The 18,799-nt window shown below is 38.3% G+C and carries 9 protein-coding genes; 2 read left to right on the forward strand and 7 right to left on the reverse strand.

Annotation, left to right across the window (positions count from 1 at the left end; genetic code table 11):
- Both ADH51_RS10320 and ADH51_RS06210 read right to left on the reverse strand, forming a co-directional pair.
- A partial coding sequence (locus ADH51_RS10320; RefSeq protein ID WP_193389901.1) for a KxYKxGKxW signal peptide domain-containing protein occupies positions 1–58 on the reverse strand: 58 nt, incomplete at its 3' end.
- Between the two features lie 316 nt (positions 59–374).
- Positions 375–3,644: a KxYKxGKxW signal peptide domain-containing protein gene (locus tag ADH51_RS06210; protein WP_048675227.1), complete on the reverse strand. Its 3,270-nt coding sequence runs from the start codon at positions 3,642–3,644 to the stop codon at positions 375–377.
- Positions 3,645–3,973: 329 nt separating this feature from the next.
- On the opposite strand from ADH51_RS06210, the gene pdxS reads away from it, so the two are divergent.
- Positions 3,974–4,846: a pyridoxal 5'-phosphate synthase lyase subunit PdxS gene (pdxS, locus tag ADH51_RS06215; RefSeq protein WP_021151642.1), complete on the forward strand. Its 873-nt coding sequence runs from the start codon at positions 3,974–3,976 to the stop codon at positions 4,844–4,846.
- A complete protein-coding gene (gene pdxT, locus ADH51_RS06220) occupies positions 4,847–5,440 on the forward strand; it encodes a pyridoxal 5'-phosphate synthase glutaminase subunit PdxT (RefSeq protein ID WP_048675229.1) in 594 nt (197 codons plus the stop codon).
- Between the two features lie 165 nt (positions 5,441–5,605).
- Here the strand turns inward: pdxT and ADH51_RS06225 are convergent, their stop codons facing one another.
- The 5 genes from ADH51_RS06225 to ADH51_RS06245 all read right to left on the reverse strand — a co-directional run bounded on the left by ADH51_RS06225 (position 5,606) and on the right by ADH51_RS06245 (position 18,408).
- Positions 5,606–6,805, reverse strand: coding sequence for a hypothetical protein (locus ADH51_RS06225; protein WP_048675232.1), 1,200 nt, complete (start codon positions 6,803–6,805; stop codon positions 5,606–5,608).
- A 365-nt stretch (positions 6,806–7,170) separates the two neighbouring features.
- The gene (locus tag ADH51_RS06230) at positions 7,171–9,618 is read right to left on the reverse strand and encodes a glucosyl transferase (protein ID WP_193389899.1); all 2,448 of its coding nucleotides are present in this window, start codon (positions 9,616–9,618) and stop codon (positions 7,171–7,173) included.
- Between the two features lie 719 nt (positions 9,619–10,337).
- The gene (locus ADH51_RS06235; RefSeq protein WP_048675234.1) at positions 10,338–12,866 is read right to left on the reverse strand and encodes a KxYKxGKxW signal peptide domain-containing protein; all 2,529 of its coding nucleotides are present in this window, start codon (positions 12,864–12,866) and stop codon (positions 10,338–10,340) included.
- 54 nt (positions 12,867–12,920) lie between these two features.
- Entirely contained in the window at positions 12,921–16,484 is a 3,564-nt protein-coding gene (locus tag ADH51_RS06240) for a KxYKxGKxW signal peptide domain-containing protein (protein WP_048675237.1), read from the reverse strand.
- Between the two features lie 58 nt (positions 16,485–16,542).
- Complete coding sequence (locus ADH51_RS06245) at positions 16,543–18,408, reverse strand: KxYKxGKxW signal peptide domain-containing protein (RefSeq protein WP_048675240.1); 1,866 nt, start codon at positions 18,406–18,408, stop codon at positions 16,543–16,545.
- Positions 18,409–18,799: the final 391 nt, after the last annotated feature.

Genomic DNA, 18,799 nt, shown 5'->3' on the forward strand with positions numbered 1-18,799 from the left:
CGATTGTAATCCAATGTTTCTTAACTTTATGAAGTTTGAAACGAACTTTGTTTTCCATAAATTTCCCCCTTATTATGGTGACTTGGCATACTCACATCGTGAAAGAATCAACGAGATTAATACCAAAGATTAATTTATGATTATATCTTACCCTTATTTTCTAACAAACTCAATAGAAAACGCATACATAATTATAGTTTCAATAAATAGTGCAATAGAGACGTTTGAGAGAAGTAGATGTTTACACAAAAAAATCCAGGACCTGAGCCCTGGATTTTAGGAGATTATGAAAAAGAAAAGTTTTAGGATGGTTATAGTATATAAAGCAAAGCCTAAAGTTTTCTTAAAGTGGAAGAAAGATTTTGTTTTCCATTTTAATTCACTTTTTCAGTCGCTACACCATTTTCATCAATGACATAAGTTTTGCCATCTTTTTCAAGGGTTGCATTGGTTGTGATTGGAGAACCGTTAAGGTCTTTACCTATTGAAGTTGATTTTTCGAAGTGATAGAGCTTACCGTCAATTTCCTTCCAAGTTGGTTGGTAGTAAGAGATTACTCTTGGCTCAAGATAGCAGAGGTATCCTTTATCAGTACGGTAGAATCCTGTTCGAACGATTCCATTTTCATCCGAAGCGTGTCCGTAGTTAGTGTCATTTCGTAACAATTCTCCGTAAGAACCGAAAAGATAAGTCTTTCCATCTATGGTTTCTGTTGTGTTAGAGTAGCGATATTGTTTGCTTGGATTTAGGTAATAGGTCTTACCGTCAATTTCTTTCCACCCTGATAATAATTTTCCTTCTGAATCTGCAAGATATAAACTATTATATGATTTAGCGGAACCATTAACAAGAAGTTGGCCATCTTGATTGAAATAATAATAATTGCCGTCAATTAAAAGGACATTATCTTTAGCTTGTAGACCGTCTTCTTTAAAGTAAACACGGTGACCGTTTATTGTGTACCAGCCGAAAACTTGTGCTCCATCATTGCCAAAGTAGTGAATATATGAATTAAAGGAATGGAATGCATTACGGAGGAGTTCGCCACTGTTCTTATCGAAATAGTAGTATTTTCCATCTATAAGGATACGCTCACCTTTGATTTGTTTCCCAGTGCCATCAAAGTAGAGTTGAATACCATCAATAGTCTGCCATCCAGTAGCTACTTGCCCTTTATCCTTGAGGTAGGTCCAGTCACCATCCTTATCTTGAACAAAGGTATTTCGAAGTGACGATGTCACACGGCCTTGGTCATCAATTTCGTAGGTCATTCCATTGAGAGTTAGACTACGATTGGTCCACATAGCCCCACTATCCTTGTCAAAGTAGTAAGTGTCACCATCAATGTCAATCAAAGTACCTTTAGCTTGTTTACCGTTAGCATCAAAGTAGAGTTGAACACCATCAATGGTTTGACGGCCTGTTAGGAGTTTGCCATCTTTGTCGTAGTAGTACCAGTTCCAGAAATCATCGCGAACAAATTGGTTTTTGGCCGTAAACTCAGTTGCAACTCCCTCATTATCAATTGTATAGGTCTTGTCATCGACTTTCAAAGTATCGTTAGTGAGGATAATAGTGGTGTACATACCAGCGTGGTGTTCAGGAAGATACCATTTTGTTAGACGATAGCGCTTGCCATCGATTTCTTTCCATGTAGGTTTATCAACACTTTTTACCTCAGGTTGGAAGTAGTGCAGTTGACCATCTAAACCTCGTTGGACACCCTCTAGGAGGACACCATTTTCATCAGTTCCATAGATTCCAGTGAAATTAATTCCACCCAAAATTTCGTTTTTAGAAAAGAAGGCTCCAAAGTAGTTTTTTTCTATTTTACTATCTTTGACTAGATAAAGTTTGCTGTCATAACCTATGACACCATCGACAACATGACCATCTGAAGCAAAGACATACTCTGTTCCATCGATAATTTGTTTACCAGTTAGGACTTCTCCATCTGAATTAGTTCGGTAGGTATATTTAAATCTCACTCTAGCCCCTGGCTTATCAACAACGCCATAAGCATCTTTGACTAATTGTCCTTTTTCAAAGAGATAGTTCTTACCATTGATTGAATAGATGCCATTAGCAGCATAGATACCGGTTTCAGTGAAGTACAAGCGTTTTCCATCAATATCTTGCCAACCAGTCACAGCAGCGCCATCATTTCCGAGATAGTATGAACGGTAGTCCTTTGATGCAGGACTAATTCCACCAACATTGACTGAGGCCCATTGATTTTTAACCATACGTCCGTTGGTTTTATCAAAGTAATAGGTTTTACCATCAATCTGAACGATTTCATCTTTTGCTTGACGACCGTTTTTATCGAAGTAAAGTTGGTAACCATCAATGGTTTGAAGTCCTTTAACAGCGTGGCCCTTTTCATCACCATAATAAAAATTGACATTTTCAGGGAAGGTGAAATCTACCTTATCCCAAATAAAGGATTTTCGAGCTAACCGTCCTCCCTCACCAAAGACATAGGTTGTGTCTCCTACATTAACTGCTACATTCTTAAGCAGTTCACCATTTTCATCAAAATAGTGAATGAAACCAGCTGCTGTTTTAACGAGACCTGTGGCACGTTTGCCATCTCGGTTGAAGTAACTAGTATGGTAAATGTAGTTTGTTTTATACCGTGAGATAATCTGTTTTTCAGACCAATTGCGGTAAGAATTTTTGAGAAGGGCACCGGTGTTTTGATCTAAGTAATAGGTTTTTCCATCAACTGTGATTTCTTGACCTTTGAGTTGTTTTCCATCTTTGTCAAAATAGAGTTCAATACCGTCCACATATTGGAAACCAGTCAATTTTTCACCTTGTGAAGTGATATAAGACCATTCCCCCTTATCATTGGCTTCAAAATGTCCACCAGTAATGTTTGTAGGCAGTTTAGTTCTCTCTGTCACAACTCCATTCTCATCTATTTGATAATGTTTTCCATCTTTATCGAGGTAACAATTGACTAAGAGCATACCAGTATGGTCATCTAAATAATAGTTCTTTCCATTTACCTCAACAAACTGGCCCTTAACCTGTTTTCCATCTTCTTGGAAATAGTATTCGCGATCTTCTACATTATTCCATCCAGTGAGATTTTTTCCGTCCTTGGTGTAGTACCAATTGCCTTGAGCGTCGGATGTGAATTTTCCTTGAGTGATAGAGATTTCTTGTCCTGATAATGGATGCTCACTGACCTCAGTAATCTCTGATTTATTTTCATTTGTATTTTGCTTGTCGGTGACAGGTTCAGCACTTCTATCAGCAATAGTTGTTTCACTAGATTGAGCGGTTTCAACCTTTTTATCGGCCTCGTTACTAGGCTGTGTAGCAGTTGCTTCTGCAGGCTGACTAGCCACATTAGTAGATGTAGTGTCAGTAGATACTGCTGCACTAGAAGTATTCTCGACAACTGTACTCGTTGGAGCTACTTCGGTTCTTGTTATAAGGCTAGCACTTGTCTCAAGATTGCTGTCAGAGACGACATTTTCAGGACTGTTAACAGCAGTCGTTTCTGGTTTGACTTCATCGGCTCCGACCTGTCCTAGTCCAATTAGTGAAGCCCCGATAGCCAAACTTGAGGCGGCGATTGTAATCCAATGTTTCTTAACTTTATGAAGTTTGAAACGAACTTTGTTTTCCATAATTTTCCCCCTTATATGGTGACTTGGTAAATTCATGTTGTGACATTTAAAACAACATGAAAACCAAAATTAATTTACAGTTATATTTTAATCTTATTTTCTAATAAACTCAATAGAAAACGGATACAAAAACGCCATGATTTTATAAAAAGATTCTTATATTCGTGATAGTTGTAGCCTATAAAAGAGTTTTCCTAATTTATTTATTTTTTCGTCTATAGATATGCTTGAAAGGGTAATTGTCCCCATACAGTTTGAGAAAAAGACTCTTTTCTTCAAAAATCATCCTGTGTAAAATAGAGGGCATAAAAACATGAGAGGTGATTGCAATGACAAATCGTTACGACTTAAATAAAAATTTGGCACAGATGCTTAAGGGGGGCGTCATCATGGACGTTCAAAATCCTGAGCAGGCACGTATTGCTGAGGCGGCAGGAGCGGCTGCAGTCATGGCCTTGGAACGCATTCCGGCCGATATCCGTGCAGTGGGTGGTGTGTCACGTATGAGTGATCCTAAGATGATTAAGGAAATTCAGGACGCTGTTAGTATTCCAGTGATGGCTAAGGTGCGTATTGGTCATTTCGTGGAAGCACAGATTTTGCAGGCGATTGAGATTGATTATATCGACGAGAGTGAGGTTTTGACACCGGCCGATGACCTTATTCATGTGGACAAAACCAAATTTGATGTGCCTTTCGTCTGTGGAGCTAAGGACCTTGGTGAGGCTCTTCGCCGTATTTCAGAAGGGGCATCTATGATTCGTACCAAGGGTGAACCTGGTACTGGTGATATTGTTCAGGCTGTTCACCACTTGCGACTCATGAATCAAGAAATTCGCCGCATTCAAAATCTTAGAGATGATGAGCTTTATATTACCGCTAAAGACTTGCAGGTGCCAATTGATTTGGTTCGTTATGTCCATGAACATGGCAAGTTGCCTGTTGTCAATTTTGCGGCAGGTGGTGTAGCGACGCCAGCGGATGCTGCGCTTATGATGCAGTTGGGTGCTGAAGGTGTCTTTGTTGGTTCAGGGATTTTCAAATCAGGAGATCCGAAAAAACGTGCGGAAGCCATCGTCAAAGCAGTGACTAACTATAATCGTCCAGATATTTTGGCGCAAGTGTCAGAAGATTTGGGGGAAGCCATGGTTGGTATCAACAAGGATGAAATTGACATCTTAATGGCGGAGCGAGGAAAATAGATGACAAAAATTGGAATACTGGCTTTGCAAGGTGCTTTTGCAGAACATGAGCAGGTCTTGAAAGCACTTGGGGTTGAAACGGTTCAAATCAGAAATCGACAGGATTGGGAAGCCAACGCTGATTTAGATGGGCTCATCCTACCTGGTGGCGAGTCGACAGTCATTGGAAAACTCTTGCATGATTTGAACTTGTTTGAGCCAATTAAGGCAAAAATTGATACAGGACTACCTGTATTTGGAACCTGTGCAGGTCTGATTTTGTTGGCCAAAACCATAGTGGGGGACCAAACAAAACATTTGGCAAGTATGGACATCAATGTAGCCAGAAATGCCTATGGTCGCCAATTGGGCAGTTTTGTCACAGATGCTGAATTTAAAGGAATAAGCGAAATCCCAATGGTCTTTATTCGTGGGCCGATTATTGAAGTTGTTGGACCAGAAGTGGAGATTCTTGCTCAAGTCAATGAGGCAATCGTGGCAGCTAGAGAAAATCATATGTTGGTGACCTCTTTTCATCCAGAATTAACGGGTGACGAAAGGGTACATGCTTATTTCTTAGATATGGTTAATCAGGGAAAAGAAGAAAAGCAATAGCTCAAAACCTATGACATCGTTTATTTCTTGACCACACAAAAAAAACCAGAACTTATGCCCTGGATTTAGGAGATTATGAAAAAGAAAAGTTTTAGGATGGTTATAGTATATAAAGCAAAGCCTAAAGTTTTCTTAAAGTAGGAGGTGAGTATTTTTAAGAATTAACTATTGACCGTCTGACCATCCTATGCCAGTGGAACTATCATTGGGTACAACGTAATCATAAAGATTCATACCTGTTTGACTGTTATAGCCATTTCTATCAAAGAAACTGTGGTACTCAGGACCATCTTCAGGATTTCCGGATTTTTTCTCAAAGATATTCTCTCCAGTAAGCTTGTTATAGCCATTTGCATCAATATTACTGAGGTATTCAGATTGTTTTTCGCTAGAAGCAGTATTTGTACTACTTTCCGTGGTAGAACTAGAGATAGTACCTGAATTCTTTTGAGTAGATTGTGTTGTTACGTTAGTTTGAGTACTAGTTTCAGAGCTATTATTGGTTTCAGTTTTTTGACTAGTTTCGCTTGTATCTCCATCTTTAATCTCAATCAACTTTTGATAAATCTTTTGAGTTAGGTCATTTTGTTGTGTAGCAGTCAATCTTCCAGAAGTACGGATGATAATCGTACCATAAACATAATGAGATCCAGGATTTAACATAGTTGGGAGTCCGTCGAAAGCACTCAAATACTCATTTCGTTTTTGTGCATCTTCGACTGTTTTGTAGACTTCGATATTGCCACCAGCATCTGTTCCTTTAGTTACAATATCCTTTCCTTCAATAGTGTCAGTAACTAAACTATCAGTAAAATACACGGATGCTGTGTAACTACCTTGTTTATTCAATCCCTTATTTGGATCATTATCTTCAGTTGCTGACTGAACTCCTGTAATGGTATCAATTTCTTTAAGTCTACTTTCGATAAAGCTACTAGAAGGGTTGGTTATTTGTTTTAGTTGTTTAACACTTGTTGAATACTTTTGATTTAGATCATCGAGTTTCTTTATTTCAGTTGTATAATCTAACGGTTTTTTAAGTACTTCTACCTGTTTGTTAATGTCACTTGTTGACTTTTTGATCTTAGGAATTTTTCGTTTTGCTTTCTCAGCAGAAGTGATTTCATTTTTTAATTCAGAGGAAAGATTTTCATCTAAAGGTTTGTCTTTATTACTTAGGAGTTGATTTGCTGTCTTTATTTTATCTTCTAAGAGATTATTCTTATTTTTTACCTTTTGAGCAATATTATTGAAGGAGTCGACTGCCTTTTGATGGGGAGCAAAGGCTAGAAAATAATAAGCAGCAATAAGACAGAGAATTGGAATAAGTCCCCAGAGAGCATTTTTCTTGAGTTTATTTTTCAATTAATTACCTCCAAATATATGTTTTATAAATAAAAAAACAATTTTTTAATTATTCTAAATACTATACGATTTATTATACTTGAATTTTAGTATAATAGGAACCTTTTTTTGCTTTCCGAGTTAGTACTTTTTAAGTTAAACACAAAAAAATCCAGGACCTAGGCCCTGGATTTAGGAGATTATGAAAAAGAAAAGTTTTAGGATGGTTATAGTATATAAAGCAAATCCTAAAGTTTTCTTAAAGGGGAAGAAAAAGTTTACTTGTGATATAAAAAAGGAAGTTGACAGTTGGTCGACTTCCTTTTTAACGATTACTAAATCAAAGTAATTATGCGATATCAATAGTTGTTATTTGAATTATATTCCTATACTTCATCAGGTCCCATCAAATGTCCATTACCGTCAGCATCGAATTTGAAGGCACCAGTGTTTGTTCTAACAATGGTATTTTCAGCGCGTGCTCCATTCTTAGCATCGTAATAGTGGACAGTTCCGTCATCGTCAAATTTGAATTCGCCTCTAAGCTGTCTACCGTTTTGGTCGAAGTAAACATGGATGCCGTTTAAGGTTTGAGGTCCTGTCAGTTTATCCCCTTTAGCATTAACATAGTAGTAGAAATCTTCACGATCTAAATCTTTGCTTTCTCTTGGGTACTGTCCATCCTGATCTACGATATCATTTCCAGGAATGGTAATAGTGAAGTGGAAGATGCGATCACCATCGAGATTTCGGTAATTCCAGTTGTAGACATGAACAAAGCTATCAGTTACGAGAGCACCAGAGTCTTTATCATAATAGTGTCCATCAGGGGCGAAGCGTCCCTTGACTTGTGCCCCATTAGGAAGGAAGTAAAAGCGACTATTTCCAAAGGTTTGAGGTCCTGTTAATGGCTTACCATCAGCATCGACATAGTACCAGGCAGTAGTATAAACATTTTGATTGTTGATATCATCACGACCAATATAAGTCAAGATTTCTTTAAAAGCATTGGTTACGAGAGCACCAGAATCTTTGTCATAGTATTTACCATTTGGTGCAAAATGTCCCTTGACTTGTGTACCAGTGAAATCATCAAAGTAGACTTTAACACCATCGATAGTTTGTTCTCCCTTGAGTTTATCACCTTTATCATTGACGTAAACCCAGTTGCCATCTTCAGTTTCAAGATAGCGTTTTGTTACAAGTGCACCAGAGTTTTTATCGTAATAGCGACCATCCTCTGCAAAACGTCCTTTGACTTGTTTGCCATCCTTGTCAAAGTAGACTGGAATGTTGTCAACGAAGTTGAGACCGATGAGGTTTTTACCGTTTGCATCCTTGTAGTACCAGTTGCCTTGGTTATCACTATAATAGTGACCACCAAAAACACGTGGAGCCTTGTCTAGGGAGACAGTTGGTGTAGGAGTGACGGGGGTATCTATTTCTTCACCAGGTTTCATCAAATGTCCATTACCGTTTGCATCGAATTTGAAGGCACCAGTATTTGTTCTAACAATGGTATTTTCAGCGCGTGCACCGTTTTTCGCATCGTAGTAATGAACGGTACCATCTTCGTCGAATTCAAACTCACCTCTAAGTTGTCTACCATTTTGGTCGAAGTAGACATGGATGCCGTTTAGGGTTTGAGGTCCTGTCAGTTTATCCCCCTTGTCATCTACGTAATAGTAGAAATCTTCGCGATTCAAATCATTGCTAGAAAGTGGGTAATGACTCATATCCAAAAATTGGTTTTCACCGTTAGGTCCAACGACTGAATTATTAGGAATGGTGATGACAAAGTGATTCACACGATTTCCGTCTTGATTTTGGAAATTCCAGTTGTAGACATGGACAAAGCTGTTAGTTACAAGCGCACCAGAGTCCTTATCATAGTAATGTCCGTCAGGTGCGAAACGTCCCTTAACTTGTGCTCCGTTAGGGAAGAAGTACATGTTTGTTCCACCAAGATTTTGAGGACCTTTAAGAGGTCTTCCATCGGCATCAAGGTAGTACCAATCAGTAGTATAGATGTTTTGATTGTTGATATCATCACGACCAATATAAGTTAAGAGTTCTTTAAAGGCCTTGGTTACAAGAGCACCAGAATCTTTGTCATAGTATCGACCATCCTCTGCAAAACCACCTTTGATCTGAATACCGTCTTGGCTAAAGTAAACAGGAACATTATCCACATAGTTCAGCCCAACAAGATTTTTGCCATTTGCATCCTTGTAATACCAGTTACCATTATCATCACTATAATAATGTCCACCAGAAATATGAGGTGCATTTTCAAGTGTTACAGAAGGTGAGACTGGCTTTTCATTGTCTTCGATTGGGGCAGGTTGTTCACTGTTTTTTGTAGGTGTTTTTGTTTCTTCGACAGTAATAGGTTCATTGACTTTTTCTGCCGAAGTCTTTGTGGCAGAGGCTTCTGAAGTTGCGGTTTTGATAGGTATAGCTTTATTGGCCTCATTATCTTGATTGCTATTACCTTGTTCAGAAGTGATTTCTACTGGTGATTCGCTTGCTAATTCAGATGATGCGACTTCACTGCTAGGAGCTTCACTAAGAACCGTACTTGTACTAGTAGGTAGCTCAGTATTAGTTGAAATAGGATTTGTAGTAGGTGCTTTGACCTCAACATTAGTTACTACAGTTTCTTGTGCAGGTGCAAGAATCTCAGTTGGTTGGCCTGTCGCTTCAGGTATTTTTACTTCATCCGCAAATGTAGGGCGTGCGACTAAAGTAAAAGTAGCTAGAGCAGTTGCGCAAGAAAGTGCTACGACGTGTTTTTTGGACATTTGCCAATGATAATTCATTTCAGTATTCATAATAGACTCCCTTCAAAAATGAACACCGATGTTTAGGTGTGTAACATAAAGGAGCTGGGCCGTCAGAAGAGTGTTAAAAGTGAGCAAATCTATTAAAACGACTGAGCCCCATATCTAAATCTCTCAGGGCATGGCCATAAGACGATTTTATAGGCGAGCACGTCAAATGTGTGGCAAGGAGAATATGCTTATGCTGTGTAGTTTATATCTAGAAACAAGTGATTTTATTTTTTTTATCCTAATACTTTTATTTCTCTCCTTTCGTTTAATTATTGAATCCAACCTATGCACATGTCTTCAAATACAAAAAACTAGAGCTGTTAGTTTGAAGCATTCTCTCTAAAGCTCTAGTTTTATATTATAGACAGATGTGTGTATGAAAAGAGCCTTAGATTATCATGCCAAAGTGCCTAAGGACCAGTTTTCATGCATAAAAAATTATTTTGACGTTAGAAGTCTAAAGCCAAGTTCCTAATCCTAATCCCCTGTAGTACACTTTCAACGTTTTTAGTAAAACGCTTACATGTTCACCTATCTTTATTATAATACTTTTTTTATGACAAACAAGTTTTTTTACAAGATAATCGTAATTGTTTAAGAATTGTTCATAATTGGGTTCTATTTGTATGATTGTGATTGATGATATGAAAAAGGAAGTTGACAATTGGTCGACTTCCTTTTGTGTGGAGTAATTGAAATCCATAGTCATTTGTAAATGACTATCGAAGGATATGGCCAACCCCGTCATTATCAAAGTAATAAGTAACGTGATTGATTGTCAAGGTTACATTATCAGCACGATTACCAGAGCCAGGAAGATAATAGTAAGTCTTACCACCTAAAATGATGAGTTTATCTTTAGCTTGTATACCCTTATATTGTCCGTAATCATCATCGTAGAAGTAGACATGCTTTCCATCGATGACTCTTCTACCAGTCAGAATATTTCCCTTACTATTTGCATAATACCAGTTATTCTTATGTTCGAAGTATTTTCCGGTTACAAGGGCACCAGTCTCTTTGTCATAATAATGATCACCACGGTATGGATAATTAAACTCACCTTTCACTTTTTCGCCGTATCTAAAGTAGTACTGAATTCCGTCCAAATATTTAGTACCGTGAAACTTCTTTCCTTTTTCATCAACATAAAACTCTTTGCCGCCATCCTCAACCAATCTATCTGTTACTAAAGCACCGTTATCTTTATCGTAATAGTGATTATCAGGAGCAAAATGGCCTTTGTATTGGACACCATTGGTGCCGAAATAAACGTTGACGTTATCAATGGTGTGGGCACCAAGGAGGAGGTAACCCTTGTCATTGACATAGTACCAGTTACCTTCGGAATCACTGATATAGCGGTTTCGTTCAGTTGATTGACTTTTAATGCTGAGGACACCAGATTGGTCTGCCACATAGGTCTTACCATCGAAATCAAAAGTTGTATCTTTGACTTTTCGACCGTTATCTTTATCAAAATAGTAAACCCTTCCATCGATATCAACGAGCTCTCCCTTAGCTTGTCTATGAGTTCCTAAATGGAAATACATGTCGTAGCCATCAATAGTTGCAGGGCCAACGACAGGAAATCCATGTTCATCATAGTAACGCCAGTATCCATCTTTATCTTGGACAAAATAAGCAGTCTTTTGTCGAAGGTCCTTAAAATCACTAGAAATGAATTTACCAACCCCATCATTATCAAATTCATAGATATTTGGAAATTCTCTCGTAATATAGTGTGTAGGAATATTCAATCGTTTATTTCTAGCAATAGTTCCATCATTGTAGAAGTAATAGTTATTGAAAAATCTGTGCACGACCATATTTCCATCATCTTGGAAAAAGTACTTATTACCATTGATGGTTTGCCATCCTGTGACTGGTAGGCCATCGGCACCAAGATAATACCGTTCGAGTTCAGGATGTTCATTGTTATCATAATTTGCATAAGGAGCAAAGTCAAATCTTACTTCTTTAGCATAGTTTTCTTCAGGAATGAATCGTCCAGCTTTGAAGGTGACGAGGCGGTTCGCCACAAGGGCGCCGTTATCTGGGTCGTAAAAATAGGATTTACCATTGACCTTACGGCGTTCCCCCTTGACCTGTCTACCATTTGAATCAAAGTAATAGGTCAAACCATCAATAGTTTGTGGTCCAGTCATAAGTTTTCCATCTTTATCCATATAGTACCAGTGACCACCATTATCTTGTAGAAAAGCGGGATGGTTATTTGCCACTGTAACGATACCATTAGGATCAATATTGAGTTTGAAATCACCGTTGTTGAGATGTGTGTCTTTAACTAATTGTCCTGCATTTTCTTTGCCAGCATCTCCAAACAGATAGAGCTTGTCACCAACCACGTTCAAGCCGTAGCTAAGTTGGCCGTTTCTATCAGGATTAAAGTAATAGGTTTGTCCTTTGATATCTTGTAAGCCAGAAACTCGCACGCCATCGCTACCTAGATAGTAAGTTTGACCATTTTCTTCAACAAATTCATCATGGAGCATACGTGCACTATCTGTAAAGTAATAGAGTTTTCCATCAATGGTTTCGAAACCAGGATGTTCTCGCTCTTTTTTGAAATAATAGCGTTCTCCATTAATATCTTGCCATCCCATAAGCTTATTACCGTTGTTATCGTAGTAATAAGTTACGTAATAAGGATGTCTTGTGGTAATAAGACTACCTAAATAGTTTTCTGTTTCAATGCGTTCTTCTTTTTCGGTAACAAATCCATTCCTTTTTTCAGTAAAGGCAGAACGGTCAGTTCCTCTTGTGGTATTTTCGATTGGGATATCACCGACAGGTGACGCATTCTCAGCTGTAACACTCTCACTAGTCGTTGCAATTACCTCAGAATGTGCAGTTTCAGAATGCGCTACTTCCGAACTAGCTGTACTTGTCACTTCAGAGCTTGGTTTTTCAGAGACTGTTTCTGTTGAAGGAACTTCTAAGGTAGCTACTGGTGCTTCTGATACTGTAGCAGTCTCGCTAGAAGGGGTAGCAGGTGTATTTTCTGTAGGTTTAGCTGTGGCTTCACTAGTCGCTGGAGCCTCAACGTCAATAGCGCCTTCTTTGATGATGGTTTCAACAGTCGCTTCATTAACAGGGGTAGACTGTTCTTCAGCTGAAGCATAGTTAAGGCCAGCAAAACTCAATCCCAAAGCCAGTCCTGTCACTGCAATAGTTACCCAATGTTTTTTAACTTTGTGAAGTTTAAAATGTACTTTCTTTTCCATGATAATTCTCCTTTCATTGAAAGACAAATTGGAATTATATGTGTGAAATAAATATTATTCGTAAATATATTTAATAACCCTTCCATCACCGTTTTCATCGAAATGAACAAGCTCAGCTTTCACCTTGTAACGAATTGAGTGGTTAAAAGTAATGTCAACATTTTTAGCACGTTTTCCAGTTTTTGGGTAATAATAATGGTAGTAGTAGTCATTTCCCGCCCAAATTGTTCGCAATTCGTCGTAGCCTAGTCTACCATCATCGTGGAAATAGTAGTAATCATCTCCAATCTTTTGTTCTCCCTTGTAACATTTACCATCACTACCAACATAGTAACGATTACCGTCAACGTCAACGAATTTGTCACGTCCTAAGTCAACAAGTTCACCAGTATTCTTGTCATAGTAATAACCATCATCAGCAACAATACCTTTAGCTTGTTTACCATCTTTATCAAAGTAAACCTTCACATTATCGATAGTTTTGTGTCCAGTTACCTTTTGACTATTTTCATCGACGTAGTACCAACTATTAGAATATTTTTTACCAAAATATCTAGTAATTGCACCAGTTGAGGTGTCTGCTAGACTAGGGTATCTATCGAATTGAAATACTTGAACATAATTATGGTCGATAGGCTCATTACCTAGGTCGGTGATAAAATGCCAAGGTTTTATTTGAACATAACGTTTTGTGACTAAAGCTCCGGTGTCCTTATCGTGATATCTACCATCTGGTGCGAAATCCCCTTTTAACTGTGGTCCATCAGGGTAGAAGTAGTAGTCCTCACCGTTAATAGTCTGATAACCTGACACCTTGTAGCCACTATTATCTAGGTAGTAGCGGAATGTAGTTGAGATACCATTAGCACGCCATTCACGAGCGATTCTTACAGTACGTTCTCTGAAAGTATTTCTTGCTAAGTTACCTGTATGTTTATCGTAATATTTACCGTTTTTTGCGAAACCTCCTTTTACTTGCTCTCCATTTTCATCGAAGAATACTGTTTCACCATTAATAGTATGCTCCCCTTTTAAAGCGATTCCTTCGGAACCAAAATAGTAAAATGGTTTTGTATCATCGCTAAATCCATTGTGGTTAGAAGGAACGTATAAGTTCCTAGCTAGATGACCATTATCATTCATATAATGGATATTGTGGTAGTCATCATAGAACAGTCCATTTTTTTTGATATCATCTTTCTTTTCAGTAATGACACCTTCTTGATCTGAAATATAAAGTTTATCGTTCACTTCAAAAAGTGTTCCAATGACACGCTCACCATTATTTTTATCGTAGTAGTATTTGTTTCCTCCTTGTTTAATAAACTCTCCTTTAGATTGCTTTCCGTTTTGGTCAACATAATACCATTTACCATTTATCATAACTGATCGGTTGACACCTAAATTAACACGAGCACCGGTATCTTTATCATAATAGTAACCATCGTCTGCGAACTGGTCTTTGATTTGTTCACCATAGGCATTGAAATAAGTAGCAACACCATTTATTGTTTGGGGACCGTGAAGGAATTTTCCGTCATATCCTGCATAATAGGTGACTTTTCTAATTTTAGGGTTAAGATAGTCATTCTCTAGGTGATAGATAGTAACGTATTGATTTTTAACCATCATTCCTTGGTAGTCATAATAATAGCTGTTTTCAAATTCGTCGGTAACAATTTGGTTGCGATAGTTTAAAGCATATGGTACTTCAGAGAGTTTACCTTCATTATCAGCTTTATAGGTCTTACCATCGATTTGAATAAGAGAGTTGATAACCATTTGTCCATTATGCAAATCATAGTAATGTTTTGGTAGACCTGAATTTGAGTAGCTAGCCTCACCTTTTAGTTGACGACCATCACTGTCAAAACAAACATGATAACTATCAACAATTTGGTTTCCAATGAGTTTTTGACCATTTTCATCGACATAGTACCAGTTCCCATTGTCTTCTACATAAGCATTGGTAACAAGTTCACCACTATCCTTGTCATAGAAGTGTCCATTCGGAGCGAAGTGTCCTTTAACTTGGACTCCACTGTCCTTAAAGTAAACTTTGACGTTATCAATGTTTTGTTCGCCAATGAGTTTATTGCCATCGGAGTTGTAGTAATACCAGTTGCCTTTATCATCGCTGACATATTGGTTATGGAATCTAGAATCACCTTGGATAGTGATGTTCCCTTCTTTATCTGCGATATAATGGATACCGTTTAACTCAAAAGATGTATCCTTGACTTTACGACCATTGTCTTTGTCAAAGTAGTAAATTTTATTATCAATATTAATGAATTCGCCTTTAGCTTGATGTCCTTCTGGACGAGATGATTCATGGAAGTAGAGTTCAAAGCCATCAATAGTTTTAGGTCCAGTGATAGGAAATCCGTCTTTGTTGAAGTAATACCAACGACCTTCGTAGTCCATCATAAATTGATTTTTTGGATAGTCTCTATTATTTTCTGAAGGAAGAGTATAGTAAGTTGGGAACGGATAAGTCACAATGTTTAGTTGTTTATTGAGATAATGTGCCACCCCATCGTTGTCTGAATAAAATACATATGGCATAGACTTCCATAGACCCTTTTCGATGATAGGATATTGTTTATTTTTGACTAAGGCCCCTTTGTCGTCAAAGTAGTAGCGTTTGTGATCTAATTCCATTAGTCTATGAACAGCAACTTGACCATTGTCATAGATGTAATAGTCGTTACCTAAAATTGTCTGACGACCTTTCTCAAGTGTGTTACCATTTTTATCAAAATAGTAACGTTCTAATCCAGGCATTACATAATAGTTTGGTTCGATATAAGCAGGTTCATTGAAGTAAACAACTTTACTATAGTTTTCTTCTGGAATATAGTGGTTGTCTTTGAATGTAATAAAACGGTCTGTTACTAGCTTGCCATCGTTTTCATCGTAAAAGTGCAGTTTGTCGTCAACTTTCCTAAGCTGCCCTTTTACCATAGTGCCGTCATCGTTAAAGTAATAATGGAAACCGTTGATGTCTCTTGGTCCAGTAACCAGCTGCCCTTTTGCATCTACATAATAGGTAACACCATTTGCATCTGAAACGAAACTTTCTCTTTTATCTGTCTTTTTTGTGATACCTTCCGCTTCAACAGTGATGGTGAAATCACCATCTTTTTGTGAGGTATCTAAAGTTGTTTTATCAGGAGAAGTGCTTATGATGAGGTTTTCGTTGTTTGTAGGTGTATTTGTTGCACTTACCTCAGAATGAATAATTTCAGAATTAGCTGCTTCCGAACTAGCTGCGCTTGTCACTTCAGAGCTTGGTTTTTCAGAAACTGTTTCTGTTGAGGCTACTTCAGAGCTGGCCACTGGTGCTTCTGACACTGTGGTTGCTTCGCTCGAAGCGGTAGTAGGTGTGTTTTCTGCAAGTTTAGTTGTGGCTTCACTAGTTGCAGGAGCTTCAACGTCAACAGCACCTTCTTTGATGATGGCTTCAACAGTTGCTTCATTAACAGGGGTAGGCTGTTCTTCAGCTGAAGCGTAGCTAAGGCCTGCAAAGCTCAATCCCAAAGCAAGTCCTGTCACTGCAATAGTTACCCAATGTTTTTTAACTTTGTGAAGTTTAAAATGTACTTTCTTTTCCATGATAATTCTCCTTTCATTTTAAATCTGTCATTATTGAGAAGGAGTCTCTATAACTTCATTAACTAATGAGTGTTCCGTTTCCGTCCGCATCAAAATGATAGGTTTCCCCTTTTATAGTAATGTCAATATTTGACAAACGGGCACCTGAGTTGGCATCGTAGTAGTGGATTTTACCATCAACGGTGACTAGTTCACCTTTGGCTTGTTTACCGTTACTGTGGAAGTAGACTGGGACATTGTCAATGGTTTGTTCACCGGTCAAGGCGTACCAGTTTGGACCAAAGTAATACCAACTACCTTCCCATTCATGGTACTGATTTTTAAGAGCAGCGCCTGTTGCTTCATCCAGATAGTAGATGTGGCTGCTGTTAGGGATAGTATCACTGTAATACGCATAGATGAGCTCACCTCTACTTTGCATTCCGTAGTAGTATTTACGAGTAGGAAGTCCAAAGTAGTAGAGTTCGCCATCGATAACTTGAACGGAGACTAATTTGTTTCCCTTACCGTCTAAATAATACCAGTGATTATCTTTGGTTTTAACGAAACCAGCTTTTGTAACCTTTTTACCATCAAATCCGATATAGTCTCCACTATCTGCGTAGTATGTGAATTCTCCGAAGCCTTGATGACCATCTCCAACGATAAGATTCACTTCTTCACCATGAACAATATGTGTTCCTGAGTAAACTTTTCTACCATCTTGACCAACATAATAGCGTTTGCCATCGACTTCGACGATTTGGTCTCGGACAGCAGCACCTGTGTCTTTGTCATAAAAATGATCAGCATTGGCAAAAATACCTTTGGCTTGGACACCGTCTTTATCAAAATAGACTTCTACACCATCTATAGTTTGAGCACCAATTAATTTATCGCCCTTATCATTGACATAGTACCACTTGCCATCTTTTTCGACATAACGGTTGGTAACGAGGGCTCCACTATCTTTATCATAATAATGGCCGTTTGGCGCAAAGTCACCTTTAACTTGGACACCATCATCATAGAAGTAGACATTTACAAAATCAACAGTTTGAGCACCGATTAAGAGACGACCATCTTTATCGCTGTAGTACCAGTTGCCTTCGTCATCAGACCAATAACGATTGCTAACCAGTTGACCACTGTCTTTTTGGAAATAATAGGTATTGCCATCAAGAATGACAAAGGCATCCTTGGCTTGAACCCCATTAGGGTAGAAGTAGAGTGTGAAGTTGTCAACAATTTGTTTACCAGTAAGTGCTTTACCATCTTGACCAAAGTAGTACCAATTACCCATTTTGTCAGAGGCAAAGGCATTGCGCGTGATTTGACCACTATCCTTAGCAAAATGATAGGTACTACCATCAATCTGACGGGTGTCGTCTTTGACTTGTTTACCATCAGCATCAAAGTAAACGTCTACATAGTCAATAGTTTGTAGACCAGTAAGCACCTTGCCATCCTTAACATAGTACCAGTTACCTTGGTCATCGCTAGTGTATTTACCGCCTGTAACCACTGTTTTTTCGACTACTTCAGGGCTAGCACTTACCTCGGAATGCACAGTTTCCGGGCTGGCTACTTCTGAACTAGCTGTGCTTGTGACTTCAGAGCTTGGTTTTTCAGAAACGGTTTCTGTTGAAGCGACTTCAGAGCTAGCTACTGGTGCTTCTGATACTGTGGCAGCTTCGCTCGAAGCGGTAGTAGCCGTGTTTTCTGCAGGTTTAGCTGTGGTTTCACTAGTCGCTGGAGCATCGACGTCAATAGCACCTTCTTTGATGATGGCTTCAACGGTTGCTTCATTAACAGGGGTAGTCTGTTCTTCAGCTGAAGCGTAGCTAAGGCTTGCAAAACTCAATCCCAAAGTAAGTCCTGTTACTGCAATAGTTACCCAATGTTTTTTAACTTTGTGAAGTTTAAAATGTACTTTCTTTTCCATGATAATTCTCCTTTCATTTTAAACTTTTTACATACTGCAAAATAAGGGCTGTCATGAGAGTTTATGAAAAGTGAGCATTGGGTAGAGTCCCTAACGATGTGGGGCAATCTATTTAATGACAATCCTTATTTCTCCAAGTCTCCTCAATTTCGGTATTGTGAGACTGTTCAAGGCAAACATGAGTCCTGACGAAATGATTTTAGAAAAACGAGAGTTGTTCGGAATTTTCCTCCTTTCTAAGCATTGAAGATCTCGTTTATTTTGGTTTTCTAAGACACAAAAAACTAGAGCTTACTAGTATGGGGCGTCCTCTCTAGAGCTCTAGTTTGAAATGATGCTGTATTTTTAGAAATGAGCCCTAGTTTGATGGTTCAAAGTGACTCAGGAATGG

The organism is Streptococcus sp. 449_SSPC, from assembly GCF_001073005.1.
GTDB classification, from domain to species: Bacteria; Bacillota; Bacilli; order Lactobacillales; family Streptococcaceae; genus Streptococcus; species Streptococcus salivarius_F.

Coding starts and splice junctions, on each gene's coding strand:
- pdxS (WP_021151642.1), top strand. CDS start 3,974: ATGACAAATCGTTACGACTTAAATAAAAATTTGGCACAGATGCTTAAG.
- ADH51_RS06245 (WP_048675240.1), bottom strand. CDS start 18,408: ATGGAAAAGAAAGTACATTTTAAACTTCACAAAGTTAAAAAACATTGG.
- ADH51_RS06240 (WP_048675237.1), bottom strand. CDS start 16,484: ATGGAAAAGAAAGTACATTTTAAACTTCACAAAGTTAAAAAACATTGG.
- ADH51_RS06210 (WP_048675227.1), bottom strand. CDS start 3,644: ATGGAAAACAAAGTTCGTTTCAAACTTCATAAAGTTAAGAAACATTGG.
- ADH51_RS06235 (WP_048675234.1), bottom strand. CDS start 12,866: ATGGAAAAGAAAGTACATTTTAAACTTCACAAAGTTAAAAAACATTGG.
- pdxT (WP_048675229.1), top strand. CDS start 4,847: ATGACAAAAATTGGAATACTGGCTTTGCAAGGTGCTTTTGCAGAACAT.
- ADH51_RS06230 (WP_193389899.1), bottom strand. CDS start 9,618: ATGAATACTGAAATGAATTATCATTGGCAAATGTCCAAAAAACACGTC.